The organism is Polaromonas sp. P2_G11, from assembly GCF_056403595.1.
The window spans coordinates 502,135-527,277 of record NZ_JBFUFE010000002.1; the positions used below are offsets into that span (position 1 = coordinate 502,135).

At 59.8% G+C, this 25,143-nt stretch carries 30 protein-coding genes; 22 read left to right on the forward strand and 8 right to left on the reverse strand.

The window, feature by feature from the left end; all coding sequences use genetic code 11:
- The first annotated feature begins 1 nt into the window (after nt 1).
- The gene (locus tag AC1DWQ_RS08895; RefSeq protein WP_477669304.1) at nt 2–1,342 is read left to right on the forward strand and encodes a type II toxin-antitoxin system HipA family toxin; all 1,341 of its coding nucleotides are present in this window, start codon (nt 2–4) and stop codon (nt 1,340–1,342) included.
- On the opposite strand, the gene AC1DWQ_RS08900 is transcribed toward AC1DWQ_RS08895, so the two are convergent.
- Nucleotides 1,335–2,102, reverse strand: coding sequence for a glutathione peroxidase (locus tag AC1DWQ_RS08900; RefSeq protein ID WP_477669305.1), 768 nt, complete (start codon nt 2,100–2,102; stop codon nt 1,335–1,337). The two genes, AC1DWQ_RS08895 and AC1DWQ_RS08900, sit on opposite strands and share 8 nt — an antisense overlap.
- Before the next feature lie 231 nt (nt 2,103–2,333).
- Here AC1DWQ_RS08900 and AC1DWQ_RS08905 point away from each other — a divergent pair, with 231 nt between their 5' ends.
- A complete protein-coding gene (locus AC1DWQ_RS08905; protein WP_457280618.1) occupies nt 2,334–2,786 on the forward strand; it encodes a DUF2721 domain-containing protein in 453 nt (150 codons plus the stop codon).
- A gap of 384 nt (nt 2,787–3,170) precedes the next feature.
- Nucleotides 3,171–3,722 (forward strand): hypothetical protein, encoded by a 552-nt coding sequence (locus AC1DWQ_RS08910; protein WP_477669306.1) that lies wholly within the window; start codon nt 3,171–3,173, stop codon nt 3,720–3,722.
- Here AC1DWQ_RS08910 and AC1DWQ_RS08915 read toward each other — a convergent pair.
- Nucleotides 3,719–4,702, reverse strand: coding sequence for a LysR family transcriptional regulator (locus AC1DWQ_RS08915; RefSeq protein ID WP_477669616.1), 984 nt, complete (start codon nt 4,700–4,702; stop codon nt 3,719–3,721). The two genes, AC1DWQ_RS08910 and AC1DWQ_RS08915, sit on opposite strands and share 4 nt — an antisense overlap.
- 91 nt (nt 4,703–4,793) lie before the next feature.
- Between AC1DWQ_RS08915 and AC1DWQ_RS08920 the strand changes: the two genes are divergently transcribed.
- From AC1DWQ_RS08920 to AC1DWQ_RS08940, 5 genes are all read left to right on the forward strand, one after another.
- A complete protein-coding gene (locus AC1DWQ_RS08920; protein WP_477669617.1) occupies nt 4,794–6,206 on the forward strand; it encodes an acyclic terpene utilization AtuA family protein in 1,413 nt (470 codons plus the stop codon).
- Nucleotides 6,203–6,574 (forward strand): AtuA-related protein, encoded by a 372-nt coding sequence (locus AC1DWQ_RS08925; RefSeq protein WP_477669307.1) that lies wholly within the window; start codon nt 6,203–6,205, stop codon nt 6,572–6,574. Before AC1DWQ_RS08920 ends, AC1DWQ_RS08925 begins: the two co-directional genes overlap by 4 nt.
- A gap of 83 nt (nt 6,575–6,657) precedes the next feature.
- Nucleotides 6,658–7,665: a Bug family tripartite tricarboxylate transporter substrate binding protein gene (locus AC1DWQ_RS08930; protein ID WP_477669308.1), complete on the forward strand. Its 1,008-nt coding sequence runs from the start codon at nt 6,658–6,660 to the stop codon at nt 7,663–7,665.
- A 266-nt stretch (nt 7,666–7,931) separates the two neighbouring features.
- Nucleotides 7,932–8,555, forward strand: a complete 624-nt coding sequence (locus AC1DWQ_RS08935) for a TetR/AcrR family transcriptional regulator (RefSeq protein WP_477669309.1) — start codon at nt 7,932–7,934, stop codon at nt 8,553–8,555.
- Between the two features lie 42 nt (nt 8,556–8,597).
- Nucleotides 8,598–9,221, forward strand: a complete 624-nt coding sequence (locus AC1DWQ_RS08940; protein WP_477669310.1) for an isochorismatase family protein — start codon at nt 8,598–8,600, stop codon at nt 9,219–9,221.
- Between the two features lie 223 nt (nt 9,222–9,444).
- Here AC1DWQ_RS08940 and AC1DWQ_RS08945 read toward each other — a convergent pair whose 3' ends face one another.
- Nucleotides 9,445–9,792, reverse strand: coding sequence for a hypothetical protein (locus AC1DWQ_RS08945; RefSeq protein ID WP_477669311.1), 348 nt, complete (start codon nt 9,790–9,792; stop codon nt 9,445–9,447).
- Nucleotides 9,793–9,803: 11 nt separating this feature from the next.
- Between AC1DWQ_RS08945 and AC1DWQ_RS08950 the strand changes: the two genes are divergently transcribed.
- The 12 genes from AC1DWQ_RS08950 to AC1DWQ_RS09005 all read left to right on the forward strand — a co-directional run bounded on the left by AC1DWQ_RS08950 (nt 9,804) and on the right by AC1DWQ_RS09005 (nt 18,739).
- The gene (locus AC1DWQ_RS08950; protein ID WP_477669312.1) at nt 9,804–10,166 is read left to right on the forward strand and encodes an energy transducer TonB; all 363 of its coding nucleotides are present in this window, start codon (nt 9,804–9,806) and stop codon (nt 10,164–10,166) included.
- Nucleotides 10,167–10,520: 354 nt separating this feature from the next.
- Nucleotides 10,521–10,736 (forward strand): hypothetical protein, encoded by a 216-nt coding sequence (locus AC1DWQ_RS08955; protein ID WP_477669313.1) that lies wholly within the window; start codon nt 10,521–10,523, stop codon nt 10,734–10,736.
- 365 nt (nt 10,737–11,101) lie between these two features.
- On the forward strand, nt 11,102–11,410 hold the full coding sequence (locus tag AC1DWQ_RS08960) for a hypothetical protein (RefSeq protein WP_477669314.1): 309 nt from the start codon (nt 11,102–11,104) through the stop codon (nt 11,408–11,410).
- A gap of 129 nt (nt 11,411–11,539) precedes the next feature.
- Nucleotides 11,540–11,740, forward strand: coding sequence for a hypothetical protein (locus AC1DWQ_RS08965; protein ID WP_477669315.1), 201 nt, complete (start codon nt 11,540–11,542; stop codon nt 11,738–11,740).
- Between the two features lie 122 nt (nt 11,741–11,862).
- Nucleotides 11,863–12,381 carry a DUF2199 domain-containing protein gene (locus AC1DWQ_RS08970; RefSeq protein ID WP_477669316.1) on the forward strand — a complete coding sequence of 173 codons (519 nt, stop codon included), beginning with the start codon at nt 11,863–11,865 and terminating at the stop codon, nt 12,379–12,381.
- A gap of 200 nt (nt 12,382–12,581) precedes the next feature.
- Nucleotides 12,582–12,929 carry a hypothetical protein gene (locus AC1DWQ_RS08975; RefSeq protein WP_477669317.1) on the forward strand — a complete coding sequence of 116 codons (348 nt, stop codon included), beginning with the start codon at nt 12,582–12,584 and terminating at the stop codon, nt 12,927–12,929.
- A gap of 175 nt (nt 12,930–13,104) precedes the next feature.
- Complete coding sequence (locus AC1DWQ_RS08980; protein WP_477669318.1) at nt 13,105–13,617, forward strand: DinB family protein; 513 nt, start codon at nt 13,105–13,107, stop codon at nt 13,615–13,617.
- A 93-nt stretch (nt 13,618–13,710) separates the two neighbouring features.
- Nucleotides 13,711–14,106 carry an NAD(+)--rifampin ADP-ribosyltransferase gene (gene arr / locus AC1DWQ_RS08985; protein WP_477669319.1) on the forward strand — a complete coding sequence of 132 codons (396 nt, stop codon included), beginning with the start codon at nt 13,711–13,713 and terminating at the stop codon, nt 14,104–14,106.
- A gap of 119 nt (nt 14,107–14,225) precedes the next feature.
- Nucleotides 14,226–14,897, forward strand: coding sequence for a glutathione S-transferase family protein (locus tag AC1DWQ_RS08990; RefSeq protein ID WP_477669320.1), 672 nt, complete (start codon nt 14,226–14,228; stop codon nt 14,895–14,897).
- Between the two features lie 105 nt (nt 14,898–15,002).
- Complete coding sequence (locus tag AC1DWQ_RS08995) at nt 15,003–15,425, forward strand: SgcJ/EcaC family oxidoreductase (RefSeq protein ID WP_477669321.1); 423 nt, start codon at nt 15,003–15,005, stop codon at nt 15,423–15,425.
- Nucleotides 15,426–15,816: 391 nt separating this feature from the next.
- Nucleotides 15,817–16,794 (forward strand): acrylyl-CoA reductase (NADPH), encoded by a 978-nt coding sequence (acuI, locus tag AC1DWQ_RS09000; RefSeq protein ID WP_477669322.1) that lies wholly within the window; start codon nt 15,817–15,819, stop codon nt 16,792–16,794.
- A 34-nt stretch (nt 16,795–16,828) separates the two neighbouring features.
- Entirely contained in the window at nt 16,829–18,739 is a 1,911-nt protein-coding gene (locus AC1DWQ_RS09005; protein WP_477669323.1) for a propionate--CoA ligase, read from the forward strand.
- Between the two features lie 41 nt (nt 18,740–18,780).
- Here the strand turns inward: AC1DWQ_RS09005 and AC1DWQ_RS09010 are convergent, their stop codons facing one another.
- The 5 genes from AC1DWQ_RS09010 to AC1DWQ_RS09030 form a co-directional block, all read right to left on the reverse strand.
- Complete coding sequence (locus tag AC1DWQ_RS09010) at nt 18,781–19,341, reverse strand: DUF3885 domain-containing protein (RefSeq protein WP_477669324.1); 561 nt, start codon at nt 19,339–19,341, stop codon at nt 18,781–18,783.
- A gap of 82 nt (nt 19,342–19,423) precedes the next feature.
- Nucleotides 19,424–19,921, reverse strand: coding sequence for a hypothetical protein (locus AC1DWQ_RS09015; RefSeq protein WP_477669325.1), 498 nt, complete (start codon nt 19,919–19,921; stop codon nt 19,424–19,426).
- Between the two features lie 325 nt (nt 19,922–20,246).
- Nucleotides 20,247–20,654: a hypothetical protein gene (locus AC1DWQ_RS09020; RefSeq protein WP_477669326.1), complete on the reverse strand. Its 408-nt coding sequence runs from the start codon at nt 20,652–20,654 to the stop codon at nt 20,247–20,249.
- A 52-nt stretch (nt 20,655–20,706) separates the two neighbouring features.
- The gene (locus tag AC1DWQ_RS09025) at nt 20,707–21,120 is read right to left on the reverse strand and encodes a hypothetical protein (protein ID WP_477669327.1); all 414 of its coding nucleotides are present in this window, start codon (nt 21,118–21,120) and stop codon (nt 20,707–20,709) included.
- 260 nt (nt 21,121–21,380) lie between these two features.
- A complete protein-coding gene (locus tag AC1DWQ_RS09030; RefSeq protein WP_477669328.1) occupies nt 21,381–22,256 on the reverse strand; it encodes a lysostaphin resistance A-like protein in 876 nt (291 codons plus the stop codon).
- 220 nt (nt 22,257–22,476) lie between these two features.
- Between AC1DWQ_RS09030 and AC1DWQ_RS09035 the strand changes: the two genes are divergently transcribed.
- On the forward strand, nt 22,477–22,941 hold the full coding sequence (locus AC1DWQ_RS09035; RefSeq protein ID WP_477669329.1) for a (2Fe-2S)-binding protein: 465 nt from the start codon (nt 22,477–22,479) through the stop codon (nt 22,939–22,941).
- A gap of 11 nt (nt 22,942–22,952) precedes the next feature.
- Nucleotides 22,953–25,103: a xanthine dehydrogenase family protein molybdopterin-binding subunit gene (locus AC1DWQ_RS09040; protein ID WP_477669330.1), complete on the forward strand. Its 2,151-nt coding sequence runs from the start codon at nt 22,953–22,955 to the stop codon at nt 25,101–25,103.
- Nucleotides 25,104–25,143 lie beyond the last annotated feature (40 nt).

A 25,143-nucleotide genomic window follows, 5' to 3' on the forward strand; every position in this document is an offset into this window, starting at 1 on the left:
CATGAACGTTCTGGCGCTCGATATTTATATCGGCACCTTGCGTGCCGGCCTGCTGTTCCAGTACGGCACGGGCAGCAGCGCGCTCACACGTTTCATTCCAGACGAGGTTTTTTGGTCCAACCCGGATTCGCCGGTGTTCTCCTGGGCTGCCACCGACGACGACCCACAGCGCCGGGAGATTTTCTGGCGCAGTTATGTGAACACGCCATTCTTCAATGCCGAAGGCGGGCGCCTGCCGGCCTTCTTCCAGAACCTGCTGCCCGAAGGGCCGCTGCGCCGCCACCTGGAGCAGTTGCGCGGTTGCGGGCCGAACGACCATTTCGACATGCTGGCTGCCTGCGGCACAGACTTGCCGGGCAATGTGTATGCCTATCCCGCGCACCTTGATGCCGATGCGCTGGCAGGGGTGGTGACACAGCACAACGATGCGCTCGAAATGTCCGTCACGGCCGATCCTTTGCCCGACGCGACATCGCTGTCGGGCGTTCAGCCCAAGCTGGCGCTGGTGCAGCAGCCGGGTCGCTACGTGGCGCGCACCCGCGACGCGCAAGGCATCCACATCATCGCCAAGCTGCCCACAGCCGAATTTGCCCTGTTGCCCGAAGTGGAAGAGCTTTCCCTGCGGCTTGCGCGGGCAGCCGGCGTGAACGTGTGCCAGGCCTGGCTGGCGCCCATGGACGAGATCGTCGCCGAGCAACCCTTTGTACTTGGCGAAAGCCGGCATTTCCTCGCCGTCAAGCGCTTTGACCGCGGGCCTGAGGGCCACATTCATTGCGAAGACTTTGCGCAGATCCTGCGCATCCAGCCGGAAGAAAAATACACGCATCCCGCTGCAACCTACGCCGCCATGGCCCGGACGTTGCGTGAAGGCATGAGCCTGGAGGCGCACCTGGGTGAGGGCGCTGCAGAAGAATTGATCCGCCGCGTGATGGTCAATGAAATGCTCGGCAACTATGACGCCCACGTCAAAAACTTCGGTGTGGTGTACCCGGGTGGCCGCACGCCCGAGCTGTCTCCGGCCTACGACGTGGTGGCGTACGCGGCCTACCTGGGCGGCAGGGGCCACGCGCTGCGCTTTGTGCCCGGTGGTGAAAAGCAGGCCAGGCTGACCGCCAAAACGCTGCGCAGTTTTTGCAACGCCACGGGCATGTTTGAAACGCGCGTGCGCGGTGTGCTCAATGAAGCAGTGGGAAAAGCGTGTGAGTCATGGCCGCAGATGATTGCCGCCAGTTCGCTGCTCGAGCGGCAAAAGCAGAACCTGCTCAAGCACTTTGACGCCTGCGAAGCGGTGGTCAGCTGGCGCGCCCGGCGCAGGGCGAAAGTGCTGCAGCCGGCTAGCTGAGAAACTGGCGTGGTTCCGGCTCTGGTCGGGACTCTTTCAACCAGGCTTGCAGGTCCTCCGACCCGCCGATTTTTTTCCCGCCTGCGAATACTTGTGGCGCCGTTCCCGCGCCTGCAACCGCTTGCAGCGTGCTGGTGGTGATGCCCTGGCCCAAGGTGATCTCCTCGTAGCTAAGACCTGCTTCGTCCAGCATGGCCCGGGCTTTCGCGCAAAACGGGCAGCCCGGCTTGCTGAAGAGGGTGATGGGCTCGGGCGCCACGGCTTGCGGTGCAAGGTACTTGAGCATGGTGTCGGCGTCCGAAACCTCGAAGGGGTCGCCTTCCTTCTCGGGCTCGATGAACATCTTCTTGATCACGCCATCGCGCACCAGCATGGAATAGCGCCAGGAGCGCTTGCCGAAGCCGAGATCGCTTTTGTCGACCAGCATGCCCATGCCTTTGGAGAAGTCGCCATTGCCGTCCGGAATCAAGGTGATATTGCCGGCCTCCTGCGCCTTGCCCCATTCGTTCATCACAAAGGCGTCATTGACCGAGAAGCAGACCACGTCGTCAATGCCATGGGCCTTGAAGGTATTGGCCAGCGCATTAAAGCGCGGCAAATGGGTGGAAGAGCAGGTGGGCGTGTAGGCGCCGGGCAGCGAAAAAACCACGACGTTTTTCCCGGCAAACAGTTCAGTGCTTTTCACGTCAACCCACTGGTCGTTCTGGCGTGTCTTGAAGGTCACGTCAGGGACGCGCTGTCCTTCGTTATTGGCGAGCATGGGAAATCCTTTGGTGGAAATAATTCGGTGCTGTGCCGCGATGGCGGTCGCAGGGAAAAAGGCAACGCGGGCACTGCCTTGGAGTTCATTGTGGGGACGACCGCACACCGCGGGCTGTCGGACAGCGACGACATCCGTGTAGGGCATCGTCCGCAAAGGCAGGCGACCGGCAGGCCTGCTGGCCTGATGTTTGCATGACAATACCCGTTTCATGAACCCCCGGAGCCCCGCATGAACTTTGCGCCCGACCTTGCAACGGTCACCCACGGTATTCAACTGGCAGTGGCGCCGGTGTTTTTGCTCACCGCTGTTTCGGGAATGATCGCCGCCGTCGCCGGGCGGCTGGCGCGCATCATCGACCGCGCGCGTTTCCTGGAGAACCGGCTGGAGACCGGCGGCGTGGAAGAGGCCCGCGCGCACCGCATGTATGCCGAACTGCGCGAGTTGCGCCAGCGTGGCTGGTTGGTCAACATCTGCATCGCCTTTCTGACCTTTTGCGCCATGCTGATCGGCACTACCATCATCCTGCTGTTTTTGGGTGAGACGAGTGAGTTGCCGACCCTGCGCATTGCCACTGTCTGTTTTCTGTCGGGCGTGGTGTGCTTTCTTCTCGCGCTGGTTTGTTTCCTGGCTGAAACGCTGCTGGCCACACGCCTGCTCAAGTTTGCCGAGCCGAAAAAATAGCGCGGTGATTTGAGGTTTGATTGTTTTGCAGGTCTTAAATGCCTGCAGGCCAATTGGAACAAGCGCGAGAAGCTATAAAAAATATAGCAGTCAGGTTTTTCTCCTGTCGTAATTGTGGCCGGCAGAAAACGCCAGACCTCCAGATACGTGACAACGTATGACTGTGAAACAGCTTGTTTCCTTACATCCCCATGCTGTGTTTCGCCGCCAGAATTGTGCAGCTCTGCGTGTAGCGGCACGCCCGTGCGGACGTGCCCGCAGCGTGCAGCGCGGCAGGTGAAAGTCCTGTCAACGGTAACCGCAGGCCGTCGTTGAAAAGGGGATGCTGTGCACTTGTTGCCTGTGCCCGGCGAGCCCTGTATAGAAAACCACTGGAGAACCACGATGACAACAACACACACACCGACAACAGGTTTGCGCCTGACCGGCCGCAGCCTGGCACTTTTGATGGCAGGCGCGCTGATGTGCTCCGCGAGCTTTGCCGAGAAACCCGAATGGGCCGGCGGCGGCAAGAACAAGGACAAGGGCGGCAAGCACAGCCAGGTGGAGCAGTCAGACCAGGACGACCACGGCGGCAAAAAAGACAAAGGCAACAAGAAGCACCGCGAAGACGTCAAGGTCGGCGGCTATTTTGTTCCCGAGCAGCGTGTGGTGCTCCAGGACTACTACGGCAAGCAATTCAAGTCCGGCCATTGCCCCCCGGGCCTTGCCAAGAAAAACAACGGCTGCATGCCTCCCGGCCAGGCCAAAAAATACGCCATCGGGCAACCGCTGCCTGCCGGCGTGGTGTATTACCCGGTGCCTGCATCGGTGGTGGTGCGTCTGGGCCCTCCGCCCTCGGGCCACAAGTATGTGCGTGTCGCCACCGACATCCTGCTGATTGCGCTGGGCACCAGCATGGTGGTGGATGCCGTCCAGGACCTGGGGTCTCTCTAAGGCCTTCCGGGTTTGCGGCGCTTCGGCTGCGGCCCGGGTTGCCACGCTTTCATGCGTTCCATGACCAGGTCATGCAATGCCTGCGCCGCCACGGACAGGCTGCCTTCCTGCCGGCGCACGGTATAAATTTTTCGTGACAGGCCAGGCGTGGCCAGCGGCCGCGTCAGCAGGTTCTTTCGCTCGAAGTGAAAGAGCGTGAGCGCCGGCACCACGCTGATGCCGATGCCTGCCTCAACCATACCGGTAACCGTCGCCAGCTGGTCGACTTCCAGCACCGTATGGGTCTGCAACGGGTGCAGCGCGGCGTCCAGAGCCTGGCGCACGCTGCTGTTGCGCGACATATGGATAAACGGGAAGGCTGCCAGTTTCTTCAGTGTCAGTACTTTTTCCGTGGCCAGGGGATGATCCGTGCGGCAGACCAGGTGAAAGCGGTCGGTGCAAAGCAGCTGCGTGGTCAGGCCCGCGTGCGTGGCGCCCGTTGAGGCAAGCGCGAAGTCGGCCTTGCCGCTGCGCACCAGCTCGATGCAGGCGTCAGACAGCAGGTCGCTGAGTTTCAGGTCAATACCGGGCGAGGCCTGCCTGAACTCCGCAAAGATGGAAGGCAGCCAGCCTGCCGCAAGCGAGGGCAGGGCCGCCACATGCACGCGTCCCTTGCGGCGCTCGACGTGATCGCTCAGTTCACCCACCGCGGCGCTGAAGTCACCCAGCAATTGCCGCGCCGGCGTTTCAAACAAGCGTCCTTCGGCCGTCAGCTGTACGCTGCGTGTGTCGCGGTCAAACAGCCGGGTGTTCAGCTCCGCTTCCAGGGTCTGGATCAGCGCGCTGAACGCAGGCTGCGACAGGTGGCAGGCGGCAGCGGCCCGGGTAAAGCTGCTCAGCTCCGCCAGCGCCAGGAATGCCCGCAGCTGGCGTGTCGACAGGTTGGGGCTGCGTGCGGGCAGGCGGGCCGCATTTTTCGGGGTGGTGGTGGATGCGGCCATTAATCTGATTTTCAAGTCAATCGATAGGAATTTTGCATTTTACAAATAAAAGGCGGGGGCTTAAATTCATGGCATCCACCGCTTGGCCATGATGATCCCTGCCGCCCTCGCTCCCCACACCGCCACACCGCCCGCCAGCCTGCTGATCGGTTGCGCGGCCGGCTTTTCGGGTGACCGTGTGGATGCGGCCGGCCCGGTGGTAGACACCCTGATCGCGCGGGGCGGGCCGGCCTTCCTGATTTTCGAGACGCTGGCCGAGCGCACGCTGGCGCTGGCGCAATTGCGCCGCCGTGCCGACCCCGGCGCGGGCTTTGAGCCGTTGCTGGACGACATGCTGCGTCCCGTGCTGGCGCGCTGCCTGCAGCACCACATCCGCATCGTCAGCAACTTCGGTGCGGCCAACCCGATGGGCGCGGCGCGGCATATCCAGGCCATGGCCCGGGAGCTGGGTTTGCCTGCACCGCGTATTGCGGTGGTCGAAGGTGATGACCTCTCGGAAGAACGGCACCGCGAGCTGCTGCGCACCCAGCTGGGCAGTGCGATGGACGGCATCCGCATGGTCAGTGCCAATGCCTACATCGGTGCTGAAGCGATTGCCGCTGCGCTGAACGCCGGCGCGCAAATTGTGGTGGCCGGCCGCGTGGCCGATCCATCGCTCGCCGTCGGGCCTGCCATGTCGCACTTTGGCTGGCGTGCCGATGATTGGGACCTGCTGGCACGCGCCACCATGGCCGGCCATTTGCTGGAGTGCGGAGTGCAGGTTTGCGGCGGTTATTTTGCAGACCCCGGCTACAAGGACGTTCCCGATTTGCACGCCGTCGGCTACCCGATTGCCGAAATCAGCGCCGACGGCAACTGCATCATCGGCAAGGCTGCCAACACAGGCGGGCTGGTGAACCTTGCCAGCGTCAAGGAGCAGTTGTTGTATGAAGTGCATGACCCTGCCGCCTACCTCACACCCGATGTGGTGGCGGACATCAGCGCAGCGCAGATTGAACAGCTTGGCCCTAATCGCGTGGCGCTGAGCGGTGTGCGCGGCCATGCCCGGCCACCCAGCCTGAAGGTCAATCTCTGCCATGAGGGCGGCTGGCTGGCCGAAGGTGAAATCTCTTACGCCGGCCCGCGCGCCGAGGCCCGCGCCCGGCTGGCGGCCGATGTGCTGCGCCGGCGCCTGCCGGCCCTGGCGCTGCGGGTAGACCTGATAGGCGCGCTCAGCGTCATGGGCGACGACGCCGGCAGCCTCCTGGCCGCAACACCGGCCGGTGACGCGCGCGATGTACGCCTGCGCGTGGCTGCCACACACACCGACCGCGCTGAGGCCGAGCGGCTGACGCGGGAAGTCACCGCCCTGTACTGCTGCGGACCGGCCGGCGGCGGCGGCGTGCGCACGGCACTGACACCAAGGCTCAACACCTTGCCCTGCCTGGTGCCCCGAGACGCTGTGAAGGTGTCGTTCAGGATGCTCGATACCGCAGCGCTGGCTACCGCAGGGGAGGCCGCATGAGCCAGGCCATGATCACGGTCCCGCTGTACCGCGCCGCGCACGGGCGAACCGGCGACAAAGGCAACCGGTCCAACATCAGCGTGATTGCCTGGCACCCGGACCTTTATCCCGTGCTGCGGGCGCAGGTGACGGAGGCCGCCGTGGCGCGCCACTTTGCCCACCGCAAGCCCAGTCGTGTGCAGCGGTTTGAGCTGCCTTTGCTGGGCGCCCTGAACTTTGTGCTCGACGACGTGCTCGACGGCGGCGTGAATGACGCGCTCAACCTCGACACGCACGGCAAGTCGCTTTCATTCTGGCTGCTGGATTTACCTATCGAAGTGCCAGCAGCGCTGGCGGGCCTGCTCGCCGGGGGAGACCAAACTTTTTAACGGAACCGATTCACCAGGACACCAGGACACCAAGACGAGATCAACAACGTCAGATACGCCTCATCACAACATCAGGAGACAACATGAAAACCGCCACTCAAAAATCCATACACAGCCGCATCCGCCCCGCCTTGCTCGGCATTGCCGCGCTATGGGCCATCGCGCCCCTCGCCGTGCCCATGGCGGCTCAGGCGCAGGGCTTTCCTGAAAAGCCGATCACCTTTGTCGTGCCGTTTGCGGCCGGCAGCGCAACCGACCAGCTGGCGCGCGCCATCGGCCAGGCCGTGACCAATGACAGCAAAGTCAGCGTGGTGGTGGACAACAAGCCCGGCGCCAACAGCTTCATCGGCGCCCAGGCAGCCGCCAAGGCAAAGCCCGACGGCTACACCGTGTTCATCACCACCAACACCACGCAGTCGGCCAATGAGCACCTGTTCAAAAAACTGCCTTACGACCCGGTCAAGGACTTCGCACCGCTGACCGCGCTGGGCCGCGGCGGGCAGATCATGGTGGTCAACCCGTCACTGCCGGTCAACAGCGTGGCGGAGTTCATTGCGCTGGCCAAATCGAAACCCGGCAAGCTGTCTTTTGGCAGCGGCAGCTCGTCCAGCCGCGTGGCGGGTGAGCAGTTCAAGCAGATGACGGGCACCTACATCCTGAACATTCCCTACAAGAGCAATCCGCCCGCGGTGACGGACCTGCTGGGCGGCCAGATCGACATGATGATCACCGACATGGCGACCGGCCTGCCGCAGGTCAAGGGCGGCAAGCTCAAGGCGCTGGGTGTTTCCACCCGGCAACGTTCACCGCTGGCGCCCGAGGTGCCGACCATCGCAGAAGCCGGCGTCAAGGGTTATGAAATGACCTATTGGTTTGCCGCCTACGCGCCCGCCGGCACGCCCGCCGATGTGGTGGCAAAGCTCAGCGACATGCTGGTCAAGGCAGCCCGCAGCCCTTCGGCCGCACCGTTTTACCAGTCCAGCGGTACCGAAATCTTCACCAGCAACCCGGAAGACTTGCGCAAGTTCCAGGCGGTGGAAACGCTGAAATGGGGAAAGATCATCAAGGCCGCGGGAATCGAGCCTGAATAACACCTTGTTGGGGCTGGATTTGAATTAAATGCGCCTCCGGCCCTTTGTGGGCGGGCGCAAGCAGCTATCAAAAGAGTAGCTGATCAGGCTGGCCGGCTTGGCGACAGGCGAGGCCAGACGGGCCATGTGACGAATGAAGCTGCGATGGTGGCAGCTCTTCTGGCGTCATCCAGTGAATTTAAACAACGTTTAATTTTTAGAACAAGCGTTAATTTTCACCGGAAATCGCACCCTGGATAGACGTCTTTCACGCCTATATTCTGGCGATGCAAACCCGAATAGACCGCCAGCAGGTCCAAAACGATTTACGCCGAACCCTGATGCTGGACGCCGCCCGATCCGTCTTCGAACGCCTGGGCATCGACGGCGCCAGCATCCGCGAGATCGCCAAGGAAGCAGGCTATACCGCCGGGGCCATCTATTCCTATTTTGAAAACAAGGAAGCCATTTACGGCGCCTTGCTGGCCGAGTGCCTGGAGCGCCTCAATGGCGTGGTGGCGTCTGCGGGTGAGGCGCGGGGCGGCCCGGCTGAGGTGCTGGAAGCCAAGGCCAGTGCCTGGTTTGGTTTTTTTGCGGCCAACCCGCGCGACCTGGACCTGGGTTTTTACCTCATGCAGGGCATGCGCCCGCGCGGCTTGGGCACCGAGCTGAACCAGCAGCTCAATGACCGCCTTCACGATGCTTTGCGGCCTTGTGAAACCGCCTTGCGGGCCATGGGTTTAGGCGCCGACGATGCATTGCGCGAAAATACGGCCTTGTTCGCGCATGGCATGGGCTTGCTGCTTCTCCAACATACCGGTCGAATCCGCATGTTCGGGCAGGACGCCACGCTGCTGTTCGATGCTTATGTGATCGGCCTGGTGGAGCGCCTGCAGCGCAGCCCGGCCTGATCTTCTTTCCAGAACGCCTCCAGAATTTCCCCAGGACCCCCGATGCTGCTTGACGCCGACGACTCCCAACTTGTGCTGGTCGACTACCAGACCCTTTTGATGCCCGCCATTTTTGAAGGCAACCTCGTCATGGCCAATGCCGTAAAGCTGGCCCGCATGGCCAAACTGCTGGACGTGCCGGTGTGGGGCACAGAAGAAAACCCCGAAAGCCTGGGCGCCACCGTGCCCGAATTGCAGGCCGCCATTGAAGCCGCCAGTGGCAAGACTATGGACAAGATGTTTTTCAGCGCCGTGGCCGACGGCCTGGGCGACCTGCTGCGCCCACCCGTGCGCAAGGCGCCGACAGGCGGCAACGCCCGCAGCCTGCCCAAACACCTGCAAAAGCCGGCGCCCGAGCCGGAAGAGGGCAGAAGCACCATCGTCATCGCCGGCTGCGAAGCCCACGTCTGCCTGATGCAGACCGCGCTTGATTTGCTGGAAGAAGAGTTCGAAGTCTGGGTGGTAACCGACGCCTGCAGTTCACGCACCGAGCGCAACCGCGATGCCGCCTTTGACCGCCTGGCCGGCAACGGCGCCGAACTGGTGACGACCGAGATGGTGGCGTTTGAGTGGCTGCGCACGGCTGAGCATGAGGTGTTCAGGGATGTGCTGGGGTTGGTGAAGTAGGGTGCGGACCAAACACACCTGATACAGATAAGCCCGCCCGGTCTGCCGTTGGTTCGCTCAAAATGTCGAACGTTCAGGTCAAGGGTGGATAACCAGCCACTGAGTGCCGACCACCTTCAGCGCCACCTCCATCCCAACTCAGGCCTCAATGAGAAATTACGCATTACCGGTAGCCATTCGGCTCCTGGCATTTATAGCGCCACTACTCTTTTTGCAACTGTATTCACAAAGAGCGTTCGAGTACGCACGCACACAAGAGCGTCACGGAGATACTGGCCTGGGGATCGCCATTCTTCTTGGTTTCATGACCTTCATCATGCTGGGCGCGTTCCTGATCGATCTCATCATCCAGATCCGAAAGAGACGGCCTTTCGCCTATTTGACTGACGCTTTCATCTTGCTGATGCTGCTCATGCCGTTTGGCTGGTTTGCGTGCAGTTGGTTTGGGTTGCACAACAGTCTTGCTTGCAGGATTCCCATGGTATTTTTCAGCCAGGTTCCAAGCTGGCTTGATCTGTGAGGCTTTTTGGCTGCCTGGAAGGCGTTTGAGTTTTGTCCAGTTGCAATCCATACCCGGTACCAATGAAATACCTGCTTCGCGTTTTCTGCATCTTCTTCCTTTTCCCTCTGTCGATGGCGCTGACAGCTTGTGTCACCGGCCCGGATGAAATTGTGCGGCCCGCCAGCCAGGCCGATTCGCCAAGGCTTGCGTATCCAGCGCGTGCCAGGCGCCTTGACGAGCAGGGCGTTGTCAGGTTGCGAGTGGAAGTTTTGGCGAACGGCAACGCCGGCGAGGTGCGGCTCCGTCAAAGCTCGGGTTCTGCCACGCTGGATGCGGCCGCAATCGAAGGCGTGAAAAAGTTCAAGTTCAACCCGGCCAGAACAAAGTCGGGCCGTGCCGTGGATTCCTGGGTGGAGCTTCCGATCAAATACGCTCTTGAGTAGCTGGCCGGGTTGGCGTGTGATTTTCCCGCTAAAGATACTCAACTTCCGTGGTGCCCCTGTCGCGCGGATGCTTCAAGTCATGCCTGTGGAAAAAAAACGTAACCGGTACACGCAAAGCTTCCCGGTGCTGAGGCTATAGTGCAAATATCAAATCCGCTCCCTCAGCTGATCAGGCAGACAGATCAACTGCAGTGGGAGCAGGGCTTCATGGGATTATTTGTACAGGCATAAAAATCCAGCGTATTTGCTGCAATGCCAAAAACAAGAGGGTTTGGGAGGATTCGATGTCCAAGTTAAACCATAGCAGTCAAGTTAGACCGCAGCTTTTGCGGTCTGAATTGCGTTAGGCATCTCATGGCACTGCTTTTAAAAATCATTGTCGTGCTGTTTGGCCTCGCATCTATCGTTGCGGGTGTGAAGAGTGTCTTGCGCCGGGAAGCTAAATTCACATGGAATGAAGATAGCAATGAGCAGCGTATCGTTGAAGGGCTTCCAGCGATCCTCATCGGCTTGGGCGAGATCGCCTTAGGCCTTTACATCCTCTTCTCTCTACGTTCTCATGCAAGCTGAGATATTCACATCGGACCGCTTGGCCATCGCCGATGTCGCCTGACCTCTCCTTCAAACGGGCACCTTGCAGAGCGCTTATGTCAAACGTCAGGCTCCTACCCTCCCGGGTTGTCGCGGGTTGTTTCAGGTTCGAGGGACCATTCTCTGAAAGTGGCCAATTGCATGCCGCCTGATCCTTCCATCGAAGAGGCAACCGCAGCCCACTTGGGCCGACCCCTCATGCCAAACGTCGGGCTAATATGACTTCTGCAATCCACCTGAATCTGTCTGTCGCGGTCTTTGCCTTCGCAGTTCTTACTTCATCGTCAGCCTATGCATCTCCCTGCATGCAAGGTGCGAGATACGAAAGGAAAGATGGGGCCTATATGTCCATCGACACTCCAACCGAATCATCCGATGGGTTGGATCGAGCCCACTTTGAGCTGCAATCGTTGGGGAAAATGATTGCTGGAGCACCTACGGTTGGTAACCTGGAAGGTGAGCTGACAATTACACGAGACTCTTGCGCAGGATTCTTCTCCAGTCCGGATATTCCCTGCGCCATAATCGCAACGTTCAATGGAAATCGGGCGCAGGTTTACCAAATCGGACACTGCTACTCTGGTGCAGGCGCATACGCTGATGGTGTGTATATCAAGTCGAAGGCCAAGCCATTAAAGGCTCTAACCAAGTAGTGGAAGTCAAGGTATGAAGCCTAACCGATCGGCCGATGCGGACACAGCTGCAGGTTGCTGTTTCGCGACTAGTGTTGGTTGCCGGTGACCGCCAACGGTAGGCTTCGTTCCATGGTGCTGAGCAAGTTCGTGAAACTCATTCTCATTTTCTTGGGTGGCCCCTTGATCGCCTTTGCCATTCTCTTCGTCGGCTGCGAAGGAAAGCATCCTGCACTTGGCGTCATGTGTGGCCACAATATTCTCATGTCGCTGGTACTTTTCACGTTCGCGGCCTGGTTTGTGCTGGGTACCATCTCAGTCTTGATCGGTGTTCCAAGAGGACACGAATGAGTAAATTCGCTGCGGCCTGCTTACGGCCTGACTTGCCAATCGACACGAACCCACAACAGCAGCAGGCAGCTCTGCCGCAAGTGTTAGTCGTCCGGTCATCTTTACGCTAGGCCACTAATTCCATGGCAGCGATCTTTGCATTCAAATGTTCATGCTGCGGTGAGTTGCATGAGGGCTCGCCGAGTTTTGCATTTCAGGCGCCAGATCCATACACCTGGCTAACAGATGAACAGAAACAAGACATCGGGCGGCTGTCCGATGACCTTTGCGTTATCCGTCATACCGAAAGAACCGACTATTTCGTCAGGGCTGTTTTGGAAATTCCAATACATGGCGTAAGTGAGCCCTTTGTTTGGGGGGTGTGGGTTTCTGCAAGTCAACAGAGCTTTGAGCGCTATGTTCAAACCTTTGACACCCCGCTGGAAGGTGACGGCTTCTTTGGCTGGCTCTGCAACCGGATCAACCTGTATCCAGCCGAGCAATCCAGGTCCGCAGATGTCTTCATACAGCTGGGAGGTTTTCGGCCCAAAGTTGTCTTGCATTCCACAGTCAATGAGACTGATCAACTGGCAGTTGATCAGCTTTCGGGTATTACAGTTGAACGTGCCCAGTACCTGGCAGAGAAGGCTATGCACCAATGAGAAGGCGGACTATGGTCATGTTCGGTTTGGCCCACATCCATTCCTGCTGGACCTCTTCTTCGATAGGAGCAGCGGGCTGCCGTTGTGGTGCAGGTCCAGCAGAAATCCGCGCTGCGGCCGCACAGGATTAACAGCGAAGCCATTTCCAGCGAAGTCCCGGCGCGCCGGTATCATGGCGAGCCCCAACCCCTGAAAACCGCATGACCATCCTGCTACTCCCCCTCGTCCTCTTTGCTCTCATCACCCTGATGCCTGTGAAATGGGCTGCCGGGTTTGTCGACGCTGGCAACACCAGCTATGGAGCCGCTGCCGTTGCGGCGATCACCGCGCCCGCTGTGAGCCTGGTGGTCTTCAAGCTGTCCGGCGGGTTCATGGGCTTCGTGTTTGCCTTTGCGGCCGGGATTGCGGTGTACGCCGCGATTCTCCGCGTGCCGGGCCGATCCCTCATCGGTTTTTCCATCATGGTCGTTGCCTTGCAGGCTGCTGTGCTGTTTGTCTTTGTCTCATTTGGCGTCAAGACGGGGCAGGGGCTGGTTCTGACGCTCTAGGTGCGTCTGGTGCATGAACGGGTTCTTGCAGGCCGGATTTGCGGGTACATAGACTGATCCGAGGTTTCGTCTCGTGCTGTATCGCGTCAGCGGGGCTCTCTCATGTCAAAACGTCAAGCGTCAGAACCGGCTTCGCAGCGTGCGCATACCAAACTTAAAAGGAGCCCCACTTGCCATGAACACCATTCTCGTTTCACTGTTCGAGTACAAGGCCTGGGCGAACACCGAGCTCCACGCCGTCCTCGAAAAGTTTGATGCGCAGCAGCATCCCGATGAATTTCGTGCCATGCTTCACACACTCGATCACGCCAACGTTGTGGACCAGATTTTTCAGGGCCATCTGACCGGCGCCGCCACGCAGCGCTTCAAGGCAACGCACTCTGAACCTGCGCCGGGCTTGCCGGAGTTGCGGGAGATCGTGAGATCCACAGACGACTGGTACCTGCAGTTCGTACGCGGCGTCAGCGCCGAGCGTTTGAAACATCGGGTGCGTTTCACATTCACTGACGGTGACAGCGGCGAGATGTCTTGTGAAGAGATGCTGCTCCACGTCATTACGCACAGCGGCTATCACCGCGGGAGCATTGGCCAGATGCTTGAAGACATGGGCACTGACTCTCCGCCAGACTCCCTGACAAAGTTTCTGCACAGGCATGAACCGGAGCGGCGACTCGGACCCAAGGGTTAGCGAGGCGGGCGCACGGCAACGCATGCAGTAACGATGCCTAACCCCTCGTCCAACTCCCCCCTCAGTATCAACCCCGTTTGCACTTAACAACCCATGGCAACTTTGGACACCGGCCCTTTTTTTCACGGCACGAAAGCCGAATTGCAGGTAGGCGATCTACTGACATCAGGCTTTAAATCGAATTACGACGACAGCGTCGTGATGAATCACATTTATTTCACAGCCCTCTCCAAAGGTGCCGGGCTTGCCGCAGAAATAGCCAAAGGCAGCGGCAGGCCGCGAGTCTATATCGTTGAACCGACAGGGGAATTTGAGAACGACCCCAACGTCACAGACAAGAAGTTCCCAGGCAACCCGACGCGGTCCTATCGAAGCAAGCTGCCTGTAAAAGTTGTTGGCGAACTCGAAAGCTGGGAACCCTATGACTCACAGTTCATTCAACAACTGAGAAACCGCATAGAAAATGGCATGGGAAAAATCATCAATTGATGTGAGACAGCCCTGTGAAAAGAGCATCCAGTCGTGGCGATAGGGCCCCTGACGGGGTTTCGCCGCAAAGTGATAGTCTGGTTGTTTTTACGTGAGGCCGCACAGTCATTTGCTTTGCCATGTCATCAACCCTAACTCTTTATGGCTTGCCGCGCAGCGTGTATACGCGGATCGCCCGTCTAACGCTCGAAGAGAAAGCCGTGCCTTATCGAATCGAAGAGGTCGACATCTTCGGGCCAGGTGGCGTGCCTGCCGCCCACACCAAGCGCCATCCGTTCGGACGGATCCCCGTGCTGTGTCACGGAGAGCTGTCGATCTACGAGACGGCGGCAATCTGCCGTTACGTAGATGAGGCATTCCCCGGCCCATCGCTGCAACCGCCAACGCCGAGTGAGCGGGCGCGTATGGCGCAAGTAATCGGGCTGCTTGACTCCTACGCCTATCGGCCGATGGTGTGGGGAGTCTTTGTCCAGAGGGTTCGCCTGCCCATGACAGGCGGCTCCACCGATGAATCTCTGGTTGCCAAATCATTGAAAGAGTCCCGCATCGCCCTTGAAGCGCTTGCGGCTCTTGTCGGAGATTCACCGTTCCTTGCCGGCAACACCCTCTCTCTCGCAGATCTGCACGCCTATCCGATCCTCCGCTACTTCTCCCTTGCCCCTGAGGGACAAACAGCCATTGGCGAACATCGTGCTGTGGCGGAGTGGCTCGCGAGGCTTGGCACCCGCGCAAGTGTGCAACGTACCGTAACTCAATATGAGCCGCATGCTTTCGGCAGCAGTGCGGCCTAATCCTTCCATCGAGGGGAAGTCTTCCGGCAAGCTTCACTTGCCTCCAGCCGCCCCCATGCCAAATGCCTGGCGCCGTAGCAATCCGGGAGACGCAGGACTAAACCCATGACCAGGATGAAAAAACCTGAAGATGCGCCCCGCGCATTTCAAGCTGCCTGGAATGGCCACGACATGACGGCTCTCGGTGAGCTGTTCGACCAGGACGCAACGTTCGTGAATCGCTTCGGGCACTATGTCCGGGGCGTTGAAGAGATCGTGGCACTGCACGTTCCCATTCACGAAACGATCTATCGCGACTCCACGCTCCAGAACGAACTCATCGATATCACCCATATTGCAGACGGGGCGGCGGTCATCCATTTCTGGAGCCGCCTGGCTGCCGGCGCCAGCCACCCGGCCGGCCTCCACGTAGTGGACACACTGATCATTGACGTGCTGACGAGGCAGGACGATATCTGGCGCATCCGGGCGCTCGAAAATGTGACCCTTGTGAACCCGCGGACCGGTGAGGCGATCTTGCGCGGCTAGCGCAGTCTAGAGCTGACAGAACATCTTCTATCGGTCGAGTCTTGTGCTATTAAAAGAGTAGCTGCTCGCGCCGGTCCTTATTGGCTTGCGGGCTAATTTTGTTCTGAAAAAACGGCAAAATCTGCCTTCAGGCGTTCCCCTGAGGCCCAAAAGCAGTCCAAAAGCGCCTAAAACAGGTCCCGGGAGGGCAAAATACACGTTATTCAGGCACGGAAAGTAGCTGCAGGCCAATAGGGGCGGGCGCAAGCAGCTATTAAAACAATAGCAAATTCCGGAGTGCCAAGGGCATCGTCAGCCTCCTGAAAGCCCATTATCCATAATTAAGAATTCAGTTTCGCGGGTTTTCCAGTGTTTCTGGCCTTGAGACAACAACCCATCCGGAGACAACGCCGTGTTCAAGTCACTTCTGCTCACCAAGTCCGACGCCGGCTTTTCAGCGGCCATCACCGACACCGACGAGGCCCAGCTTCCGGCGGGCGACGTGCTGGCGCAGGTCGAGTACTCCACCCTCAACTACAAGGACGGTCTGGCCATTACCAACAAGGGGCCGGTGGTGCGCAGCTGGCCCATGGTGGCGGGCATTGACGGCGCGGGCACTGTTCTGGAATCGAGCCACCCCGGCTGGAAAGCCGGCGACCGCTTTGTGCACAACGGCTGGGGCCTGGGTGAAACGCGCTGGGGCCTGATGGCCGAGCGGGCGCGTTTGCAGGGCGACTGGCTCGTGAAGTTGCCGGCAGCCTTCACCACCCGCCAGACCATGGCGATTGGCACGGCGGGCTACACCGCCATGCTCAGCGTGATGGCGCTGGAGGCGCACGGCGCCAAACCCGGCGACGGCGAGGTGCTGGTGACGGGCGCGACCGGTGGCGTGGGCAGCGTGGCCGTTGCCTTGCTGGGCAAGCTGGGCTATACCGTGGTGGCCGCCACCGGCAAGGCCAGTGAGGAAGCCTATCTGAGGCAACTGGGCGCCAGCAGCGTGATCGATCGGGCCGAGCTGTCTGCCCCCGGCAAGCCGTTGCAAAAAGAGCGCTGGGCCGCGGTGGTGGACGCCGTCGGCTCGCACACGCTGGCCAATGCCTGTGCGCAGACGCGCTATGGCGGTGTGGTCACGGCCTGCGGGCTCGCGCAGGGCGCGGATTTCCCGGCGACGGTGATGCCGTTTATCCTGCGCAGCGTCACACTGACTGGCATCGACAGCGTGATGGCGCCCCTGGCCAAACGCCAGCAGGCCTGGGACCGGTTGGCAAAAGACCTGGACACTGCCAGGCTCGAGGCCATGGTGGAAGAGATTTCGATGGCGAAAGCGGTAGAAAAGGCCGCCGACTTGATGTCGGGCAAGGTGCGCGGCCGCATCGTTGTCAAAATCTGAGCATGAATTCAAAAAGCAAAAACGGAGACGAGACATGACGAGCTACGCAGACTTTTATCGCCAGTCCATCGACCAGCCCGAGGCCTTCTGGACCGAGCAGGCCCAACTGATCGACTGGCACAAGCCCTTCACCCGCGTCTGCAACGACGACAATCCGCCGTTTGCCCAGTGGTTTGAGGGCGGGCAAACCAACCTGTGCCACAACGCGGTAGACCGGCACCTGAAAGACCGGCCAGACCAGCCCGCGCTGATTTATGTCTCCAGCGAAACCGGTATTGAAAAAACCTATACCTTCGCCGAGCTGCACGCCGAGGTGCAGCGCATGGCCGCCAGCCTGCTGGCCATGGGCGTGGTCAAGGGCGACCGCGTGCTCATCTACATGCCCATGATTGCCGAGGCCGCCTTTGCCATGCTGGCCTGCGCGCGCATAGGCGCCATCCACTGCGTGGTGTTCGGCGGCTTTGCCAGCGGCTCACTGGCTTCGCGCATCGACGACGCCACGCCGCGCGTGATCATCAGCGCCGACGCCGGCTCGCGCGGCGGCAAGGTGGTGGCGTACAAGCCGCTGCTCGACGAAGCCATTCGCCTGTCAAAACACCAGCCTGAAGCCGTGCTGCTGGTTGACCGCGGCCTGGCGCCCATGTCCATCGTGGCCGGGCGCGATTTGCATTGGGAGACCTTGCGCGCCAAGTACATGCACGCGCTGGTGCACTGCGTGTGGCTGGACTCCGCCGCCATCAGCTACACCATCTACACCAGCGGAACCACCGGCAAGCCCAAGGGCGTGCAGCGCGACACCGGCGGTTATGCCGTGGCGCTGGCCGCCAGCATGAAGCACATCTTTGACGGCCGCGCGGGCGAAACCTACTTTTCGACCAGCGACATCGGCTGGGTCGTAGGCCACAGCTACATCATCTACGGCCCGCTGATTGCCGGCATGGCCACCATCATGTATGAAGGCCTGCCCACGCAAGGCATGGACAAGCAACCCAACGGCGCCATCTGGTGGAGCCTGGTGGAAAAGTACAAGGTCACCGGCATGTTCAGCGCGCCCACCGCGGTGCGCGTACTCAAAAAGCAGGACCCGGCCCTGCTCAAAAAACACGACCTCTCAAGCCTGCGTGCCTTCTTCCTGGCCGGCGAACCGCTCGATGAGCCGACAGCCCGCTGGATCAGCGAAGGCCTGAACGTGCCCATCATCGACAACTACTGGCAGACCGAATCCGGCTGGCCCATCATCACGATTGCCAACGGCGTTGAAAAGAAGGCCAGCAAGTTCGGCAGCCCCGGCGTGCCCATGTACGGCTACAAGGTCAAGATCCTGCACGAGTCCACCGGCGAAGAGCTGACGCAACCCCATGAAAAAGGCGTGGTCGTCATTGAAGGCCCGACGCCGCCCGGCTTCATGCAAACCATCTGGAAGGACGACGCGCGCTTCGTCAACACCTACTGGAAGAGCGTGCCCGGCAAGCAGGTCTACAGCACTTTCGACTGGGGCATACGCGACGAAGACGGTTACTACTTCATCCTGGGCCGCACCGACGACGTCATCAATGTCGCAGGCCACCGCCTGGGCACGCGCGAGATTGAAGAAAGCATTTCAGGCCATGCCGGCGTCGCCGAGGTGGCGGTGATCGGCGTGGCCGATCAGCTCAAGGGCCAGGTCGCCATGGCTTTTGCTGTGCCCAAGGATGCGAACGTGCTGGCCGACAAGGCGGCGGCCATGAAGCTCGAAGGCGAGATCATGAAGCGCGTGGATGGCGATTTGGGGGCTGTCGCCCGACCGTCACGCGTGCACTTCGTTTCAGCCTTGCCCAAGACCCGCAGCGGCAAGATGCTGCGCCGCGCGATCCAGGCCGTGTGCGAGGGCAGGGACCCGGGGGATTTAACGACGATGGATGACCCGGCGGCGTTGCAGCAGATTCGGGATCGGGTGGCAGGGTAAGGCCGCAGTGCGGGGGCGTTTGCGGGCGTTCTAGCCCGTATTCAAAGACCGTCAGGGCGATCTGACAACCAGGATTGAAACATCTGCCTGGTTCGGTGAGCATCTTCCTCAGATTTGAAGAATAGATCGGCGCCGCCATCGTAGGGCGCAAACGCTGTTTGGCGCTCCGGATTGAAAATTAGAACGGGGCCGGTTTTGTCATCAGCTACCGCGCTTAACAGCAGGTCGAAGTCTCCAGATCGCCAGGTAATGTTGGCCGCAACGAACTGCATTGCATCGTCTTCTTCGCTATCGGCCATCACGTGGGTGAGCGGAAGCTGGTCGAGCGGGCCTTGCTCATCCGGATCCCATGATCGCTTTTCACCGAACTGGGTTGCAAACAGCACGCAATTACTGTCTTGCCCCAGAAGTTCTTGCGCTGTTTCGTTGTAGCGGCGAAGTACTTCCATTCGCTCTTTGTCGGAGTCGGCATATCGCTTTGCCTCCGGTAGGCTGTGTATTCGGACCCACCGCAGTGGGATCGCCTGGCGGCAGAGGAAGCCCGCGGGGCTTGCGTGCGGAAATGCGGTCTTCCATGCGCGCAGAACGTGATCTGGATTCATGCTGGACTTAAGTTGGACACGGTCGGCGGGCGCTGGCAGTCCGCATGGAGGAGAGTATTCGCATTGTTAGGGAGCCGCTTTGTTATTCGCTGAGTGGGTCACCGCTGAAGAAGGACGCGTCCGTTACAGGCCTGCCGAAGGGTTTACCGTTAAAGGTGTGAGTGCAACACCGGCAAAGCGGCGCCATCTTTTCAGGTCCCAGATCGGGGTTGACGATTGCAAGAAGCCCTTTCTCATCCACATACAAGCCGCTGAAGTAGCTTGACTCTCCCATGCGAACAAAGTCTTTCTTCTCGTGTTCATGAAGTGCGACTAGCCAGAAAATCGGCTCGGGTTTGTCTAGCCGGCTTACCGCCTCACGATGCACAGAGTTCCAGTCGGTGCCGATTTTTGACAGAAGAAACCTGAAAAGCGGTGTGTAGTCCAGGCCGCGTTGCTGCTTGCCATGCATGGAGCTGCGCGTCGCCTCCGATTGCACTTCTTTTTTGGTATTTCTCTCGTGGCGAAAATCACCCCCAAAGTGGTGATGTACGCCACGGGCAGTCGTGTTTACTTTGCGAAATAACGGTTCTTTTTGCATTTTTTGGAAGAGGCGTGAAATCTGCCGAAGCCGCTGAAAACGGAAGTACGCGTGTTGGGAACGCATAATTTTATGCGCCTATCGGCAATGTCTCATCTTGATGAAAAATGTGTTGAGACTTTGCTTTAGCGCTGCCAAAAACCCGCAGCGGCAAGATGCTGCGCCGCGCGATCCAGGCGGTGTGCGAGGGCAGGGGCCCGGGGGATTTAACGACGATGGATGACCCGGCGGCGTTGCAGCAGATTCGGGATCGGGTGGCAGGGTGAGGTCACCCCCACGTAGGACCGTGCGTCACAAAATCATCGGATACGCCTATGCAGGCGCTTCACAATTTCGTATCCCGCAGGCTGAATATCGCTTCGAAGTGAAGGTCTTTGCAGCGCCCGGCCAGTTGCGATAGCACAGCTTCGCCGAGGGCCGAGCGCGCCCTGGGATGCGTGATAAGTATGCGAATCCCCAGATCGGCTTTGGCGTGAGGAAAAGCTTTGCCGAGCTCTGCGCTATGCACCCATTCCGAATAGGCATTGAGTTTGCGGATGGCGCGTGGTTTGGTCAGGCCGTCTTCCAGTGGCCGGTCAATGACCAGAACCAGCGTAATGGTGCCTGATTTGTCATCTACCTGAATGCCGTCCAACTGGTGTATGTCGTTGACTCCCAAGCCAGCCGCAGGCGCGAATTTTGTGCAAAGAAGCAGCAGGCTGATGAAAGAAATACGCCAAAACAGAGATCGCATAAGGGGTTGGTAATTCGCAGTTTTAACTTTGGCAGAGACGTGAAGGGCGTTGCTAGTCCGGTAAGGCAAGCGCCATGCCTTCCATCATGCCTTTCGCTTCTGGCTCCAGGGATTCTGTCCACACGCGATTCCCGTTGGTAGCGGTGGGGCGGTTAAGGGTCTCCTGAACAAGAGCGCCGAGCAAACCAAAAAACTGGCCAAAGTCACCCGCCGGCCGTGAAAAAGTCGCGAGCAGGTAGAAAAACCGCCGTTCATCCGCCTGCACGCTGATCTCGGTAATGCGCTCCTGGCCTGCGGGGGTGGCGGCGGTGAGCCGCCGGGCACCGGGCGCGACGCCGATGGCTGTATAGCTATTCGGTGGCATGGTGGCCACTTTGACGCCATCCACCAGCACGGTCACTGTCTCCATGTCTCCGGAAATTCTCACCAGATACAGCAGCGCTTGCCCCGGCATGGGGTCTTGCAACTGTATTTCTTTTGGCTGCGGTGTGGCCGTAGCTGCGGGGGGATTGGCCCAGGCGCAGACACTCGCAAGCAAAAGTATCCCTGACAGTGCACGTCGGATCATCTTGGCCTTCAAGTTCGGGTGAATCGAGCCGTAGCGGCTGCGTAGCGCTGCTGATTCTAGAGGGTCGGGCGAACAAAAATGCCTCGGAGGGCTGAGTGTTGACGCTTGCACCCCCTGTCTCTGCTGAATGAGCCCTATGGTGAAGTTCGATGCTGACACTAGGACGACAAGGTTCTGTCACGAAGCATGAACTGGAGCGCGGATGCGCCTACAAAAGCCAGAAAAAAAGCGCCAATCCAGATCGAGAGTGGCAAGTCACTGAAAAAGGCTATGTTGCCGGATTTGTCACTGAAGTTTTGACAGAAGAATGAAATCGTCGAGTTGTACATGCAGTGAAGGGCAATGCATGGCCATAAGGACCTGCTTCGTTCGTAAAGCCAGGCAAGAACAGATCCGACAATCAATCCCACCATGAACTGGTAAATATTCAGATGAGCGGCACCAAATAACGTCGCTGAGGCAAAAATAGCGAATTTCCTGGGGCATTGCGCCAGAAAACTGCGCACGATAATGCCGCGAAAAAGCATTTCCTCCAGAACGGGGGCCAGGATACAAACCGTGATGACAGACATGGGATCGTTCGTCATCATTCTCTGGAACATCATTTCCTGTGCTCTTGACAAAGGGAATGCCGAAACCATCACCGCATCCACTGACAGCATGGCCAACACCAGTGCAGGAATCAGCATGGCGATAGGAAGCATCAACAGCATGATGGTGACGCTTGCCGAATTTCGGGACGCATGAAACAAGGCCCGGTAGCTCAGCTGCTTGTGATGCAGCACAAGGCTGAAGACGCCGGCATTTCCAAGAACTGTTGCGATGCCCCATACGCCATTGAGTGCATCTCCGCGCAACCCGAGCATATCGGCAAGCGCCACCAGCGCGACATATTCAAACAGAAATAAGGCGAGAACGATCAGCGCGGCCTGGCCCAGGGTTGGGAAGCTTGTGTACTTTTCTGTGACCCTATTCATGCCGCCAACCTCGGCCGGCTTCTGGTCGCGAAACTGCGGGGCGATGCGGTGCGCCATCCATTTTGTGGTCCTCCCAAACTCTTGTAAGGCATGAGTTATATCAGTTGTCTCATCTTGAGAAAAAGTGTTGAGACTTTGTTTCAGCCAAGGGTTTCTACCCGGATACCCCTTAAGGCGCAGTCGTAGCATGAGTCCCGCAAGGCCTTCGGGTAGTAGCTGACTTTTGGGGGCCTGCCCGATCCTGTGATGACAGTGATTCAACAAAAGGGGACTCCACATGACAACAAAACTCAACGTGAACGGCCGCGCCGTTTCCGTCAACGCTGAATCTGACACACCCCTTTTGTGGGTGATACGCGATGAGCTGGGCATGACCGGTACCAAGTTCGGTTGTGGTGCGGCCTTATGCGGCGCGTGTACCGTGCACCTCAATGGCAAGCCGGTGCGGTCGTGTCAGACGCCGTTGTCTGCCGCTGCGGGCCAGAAGGTGGCGACGATTGAAAGCCTTTCACGCAACAACACGCACCCGCTGCAGGTGGCGTGGATCAAGCACGATGTGCCGCAGTGCGGCTACTGCCAGTCGGGCCAGTTGATGAGCGCGGCGGCCTTGCTCACGGGCAACAAGAACCCGAGCGACGCGGACATTGACGCCGCGATGAGCGGCAACATCTGCCGCTGCGGTACCTACCCGCGTATCAAGGCGGCGATCAAGGATGCCGCTTCCACCATGCGCAAAGCCTGAGGAGAACGATCATGACTGCCAACACACTGGTCTCCCTCGATCGCCCTGATCGCCGTACTTTCCTCAAAGCCTCATCAGCCGTCACGGGCGGGTTGATGATGGGCGTCACGCTGGGCCTGCCGCTGGCAACCCAGGCCGCGGGCACGCTCTACACCCCCAATGCCTGGGTGCACATTGCCGACGACAACACCATCACGCTGCTGTCTGCGCGCTCCGAGATGGGGCAGGGCGTGTATACCTCCATGCCGATGTTGATTGCCGAAGAGTTGAATGTGGATTTGCGCAAGATCAAGGTGGCGATTGCGCCTCCGGGCAAGGTCTATACCAACGCCTTGCTGGGCGCACAGATCACCGGCGGCTCGACCTCGGTGCGTGACGGCTGGGAAAAGCTGCGCATCGCCGGCGCGCAGGTGCGCATGATGCTGGTGTCGGCGGCTGCTGCGAAGTGGAATGTCGATGCGTCGACGCTGAAGGCTGAGAACGGCATGGTGATCGGGCCGAACGGCAAGAAGGCGACTTACGGTTCACTGGCCGAGGCGGCATCGAAGCTGCCAGTGCCGGAAAAAGTGGTGCTGAAAGACCCGAAAGATTTCACTGTGGTCGGTAAACCCACCAAGCGGCTGGACACACCGATGAAGGTCAACGGCACAGCCGAATTCGGCATTGACGTGAAGCTACCCGGCATGGTCTACGCCAGCCTGCAGCAATGTCCGGTGATCGGCGGCAAGGTCACCAGCTTTGACGCGGCCAGGGCCAAGGCCATGCCGGGCGTGATCGACGTGGTGCAGATTCCCGATGGCGTGGCCGTGGTGGCCGACAGCTACTGGCATGCGTACAAGGCGCGCCAGGCATTGACGGTGCAATGGGACGAAGGCCCGGTCGCGGCCATCAGCAACGCGAGCATGCTGGACGGCATTCGCAAGGCGGCCGACAGCGGCAAGGTGATACCCATCATCGCGCCCAAGGGCGATACCGCCGGCGCGATGAAGGGTGCGGCCAAGACCTTGAAAGCCGAGTACGTGTCGCCGTTGCTGGCGCACGCCACGCTGGAGCCGATGAACTTCACGGCCGACTACAAGAACGGCAAGATCCTGCTGATCGGCCCCACGCAGTTCCAGCAGGGGGCTGAAGGCAGCGTGGCGGCGGCCCTGGGTATCAAGCCCGAAGACATCACGCTGAAAACCACCTTCCTGGGCGGCGGCTTTGGCCGGCGGCTGGAGCTGGACTTCATCGTACAGGCGGCGCAAATCTCCAAAGCCGTGGGCAAGCCCGTCAAGCTGCTCTGGAGCCGCGAGGACGACACCACGCACGACTTCTACCGGCCCATGGCCGTCAACCAGCTTTCGGCCGGGTTGGGAGCCGACGGCAAGCCGGTGGCGCTCAATTTCAAGGTCACCTCGCAGTCCATCACGCAGCGCGCCTTCGGCCTGCCCAAGGACACGCTGGACCCCTTCATGGCCGAAGCCGGCGTGATGCCATACGACATCCCGAACACGCAGTACGACCTAGTGATCCACGACAGCGGGCTGCGTGTGGGCTACTGGCGCTCGGTGAGCCACGCGCTCAATGCCTTTGCCAATGAAAGCTTTGTCGATGAGATGGCGCTGGCGGCGGGCAAGGACCCGTATGCCTACCGCATGTCGCTGCTGGAAAAGCAGCCGCGCTTTGCCAATGTGCTGAAGATGGCGGCCGACAAGTCCGGCTGGGGCACACCGCCGCCCGCAGGGCGTAGCCGCGGCATCGCGCTAATGGAGGGTTACGACACCTACATGGCGCAGGTGGCCGAGGTGTCGGTGAAGGACAACCAGATCACGGTGCACAAGGTGACGGTGGTGGCCGACCTGGGCCGCATGGTCAACCCCGACACGGTGCAGGCACAGATCCAGTCGAGCATTGTGTTTGGCCTGTCAGCCGCGTTGAATAACCAGATCACGCTAGACAAGGGCCGGGTGCAGCAGACCAATTTCGGCGACTACCCCGTGCTGCGCATGCATGAGTCGCCGGTGATGGACATCACCCTGGTGCCCAGCACCGAGAAGCCGGGCGGCATTGGCGAGCCGGCCACGGCGCTGGTGGCGCCCGCGGTGGCCAACGCGGTGTTTGCCGCCACCGGCAAGCGGGTGCGCACGCTGCCGCTCAATGACAACCTGGCGAAGGCTTGAGGCCGCAGGGCTTTGAGGCCGGGCCGAGGCAGAAAAAACT

Excerpts from the sequence above, each read along its gene's own strand:
- AC1DWQ_RS08895 (WP_477669304.1), top strand. The coding sequence starts at position 2 with ATGAACGTTCTGGCGCTCGATATTTATATCGGCACCTTGCGTGCCGGC.
- AC1DWQ_RS08900 (WP_477669305.1), bottom strand. The coding sequence starts at position 2,102 with ATGCTCGCCAATAACGAAGGACAGCGCGTCCCTGACGTGACCTTCAAG.
- AC1DWQ_RS08905 (WP_457280618.1), top strand. The coding sequence starts at position 2,334 with ATGAACTTTGCGCCCGACCTTGCAACGGTCACCCACGGTATTCAACTG.
- AC1DWQ_RS08910 (WP_477669306.1), top strand. The coding sequence starts at position 3,171 with ATGACAACAACACACACACCGACAACAGGTTTGCGCCTGACCGGCCGC.
- AC1DWQ_RS08915 (WP_477669616.1), bottom strand. The coding sequence starts at position 4,702 with ATGGCCGCATCCACCACCACCCCGAAAAATGCGGCCCGCCTGCCCGCA.
- AC1DWQ_RS08920 (WP_477669617.1), top strand. The coding sequence starts at position 4,794 with ATGATCCCTGCCGCCCTCGCTCCCCACACCGCCACACCGCCCGCCAGC.
- AC1DWQ_RS08925 (WP_477669307.1), top strand. The coding sequence starts at position 6,203 with ATGAGCCAGGCCATGATCACGGTCCCGCTGTACCGCGCCGCGCACGGG.
- AC1DWQ_RS08930 (WP_477669308.1), top strand. The coding sequence starts at position 6,658 with ATGAAAACCGCCACTCAAAAATCCATACACAGCCGCATCCGCCCCGCC.
- AC1DWQ_RS08935 (WP_477669309.1), top strand. The coding sequence starts at position 7,932 with ATGCAAACCCGAATAGACCGCCAGCAGGTCCAAAACGATTTACGCCGA.
- AC1DWQ_RS08940 (WP_477669310.1), top strand. The coding sequence starts at position 8,598 with ATGCTGCTTGACGCCGACGACTCCCAACTTGTGCTGGTCGACTACCAG.
- AC1DWQ_RS08945 (WP_477669311.1), bottom strand. The coding sequence starts at position 9,792 with ATGGATTGCAACTGGACAAAACTCAAACGCCTTCCAGGCAGCCAAAAA.
- AC1DWQ_RS08950 (WP_477669312.1), top strand. The coding sequence starts at position 9,804 with ATGAAATACCTGCTTCGCGTTTTCTGCATCTTCTTCCTTTTCCCTCTG.
- AC1DWQ_RS08955 (WP_477669313.1), top strand. The coding sequence starts at position 10,521 with ATGGCACTGCTTTTAAAAATCATTGTCGTGCTGTTTGGCCTCGCATCT.
- AC1DWQ_RS08960 (WP_477669314.1), top strand. The coding sequence starts at position 11,102 with ATGTCCATCGACACTCCAACCGAATCATCCGATGGGTTGGATCGAGCC.
- AC1DWQ_RS08970 (WP_477669316.1), top strand. The coding sequence starts at position 11,863 with ATGGCAGCGATCTTTGCATTCAAATGTTCATGCTGCGGTGAGTTGCAT.
- AC1DWQ_RS08975 (WP_477669317.1), top strand. The coding sequence starts at position 12,582 with ATGACCATCCTGCTACTCCCCCTCGTCCTCTTTGCTCTCATCACCCTG.
- AC1DWQ_RS08980 (WP_477669318.1), top strand. The coding sequence starts at position 13,105 with ATGAACACCATTCTCGTTTCACTGTTCGAGTACAAGGCCTGGGCGAAC.
- arr (WP_477669319.1), top strand. The coding sequence starts at position 13,711 with ATGGCAACTTTGGACACCGGCCCTTTTTTTCACGGCACGAAAGCCGAA.
- AC1DWQ_RS08990 (WP_477669320.1), top strand. The coding sequence starts at position 14,226 with ATGTCATCAACCCTAACTCTTTATGGCTTGCCGCGCAGCGTGTATACG.
- AC1DWQ_RS08995 (WP_477669321.1), top strand. The coding sequence starts at position 15,003 with ATGACCAGGATGAAAAAACCTGAAGATGCGCCCCGCGCATTTCAAGCT.
- AC1DWQ_RS09005 (WP_477669323.1), top strand. The coding sequence starts at position 16,829 with ATGACGAGCTACGCAGACTTTTATCGCCAGTCCATCGACCAGCCCGAG.
- AC1DWQ_RS09010 (WP_477669324.1), bottom strand. The coding sequence starts at position 19,341 with ATGAATCCAGATCACGTTCTGCGCGCATGGAAGACCGCATTTCCGCAC.
- AC1DWQ_RS09015 (WP_477669325.1), bottom strand. The coding sequence starts at position 19,921 with ATGCAAAAAGAACCGTTATTTCGCAAAGTAAACACGACTGCCCGTGGC.
- AC1DWQ_RS09020 (WP_477669326.1), bottom strand. The coding sequence starts at position 20,654 with ATGCGATCTCTGTTTTGGCGTATTTCTTTCATCAGCCTGCTGCTTCTT.
- AC1DWQ_RS09030 (WP_477669328.1), bottom strand. The coding sequence starts at position 22,256 with ATGGCGCACCGCATCGCCCCGCAGTTTCGCGACCAGAAGCCGGCCGAG.
- AC1DWQ_RS09035 (WP_477669329.1), top strand. The coding sequence starts at position 22,477 with ATGACAACAAAACTCAACGTGAACGGCCGCGCCGTTTCCGTCAACGCT.
- AC1DWQ_RS09040 (WP_477669330.1), top strand. The coding sequence starts at position 22,953 with ATGACTGCCAACACACTGGTCTCCCTCGATCGCCCTGATCGCCGTACT.